This is a genomic window from Vibrio sp. 2134-1 (assembly GCF_033339495.1).
On record NZ_JAWOUS010000907.1, the window covers coordinates 1 to 529 of the forward strand.

The window sequence follows — 529 nt, forward strand, 5'->3', positions numbered from 1 at the left end:
GAGCCATTAACACGTATTCTCAATGCGCTAGAGAGCCTGACTAAAGGCGATATGACGCAACGTATTGATATTCGCTTTAACAACGAGTTCAGCCGCGTTAGTGGCCATATCAACACGTTAGCGGACAGCTTGCACGACATTCTAGTGAAGCTAAATGAAGCATCAGAAAACTTAGCCTCGACCGCGACAACCAACGAACGAACGTCTTCTCAAGCGCAATCTAAGTTGAATGCACAACGTGAGCAGACCGCCAACGTGGCAACGGCTATGACCGAGATGTCTCACTCGGTTCAAGAAGTTGCGCAAAGCGCTCAAGGCTCTTTGGAAATGGTTCAACGTGTTGAGTCTGCATCCGAAGAAGGCCGAAATGTCATGAGTAGCAACATTTCGACCATCAATCAGCTAGAAACGCGCCTTCACGAGTCTGTGTCTGCCGTTTCTGAACTGCAAAAGATGAGTGGTCAAATTGGCTCAATTTTGGATGTCATCCGCAACATTGCTGAGCAAACCAACTTGTTGGCTCTCAATG

The 529-nt window shown here is 47.6% G+C and carries 1 protein-coding gene; it reads left to right on the plus strand.

The window, feature by feature from the left end; all coding sequences use genetic code 11:
- On the plus strand, window positions 1-529 hold a 529-nt coding region (locus tag R7R78_RS29200), incomplete at both ends, for a methyl-accepting chemotaxis protein (RefSeq protein WP_225474976.1).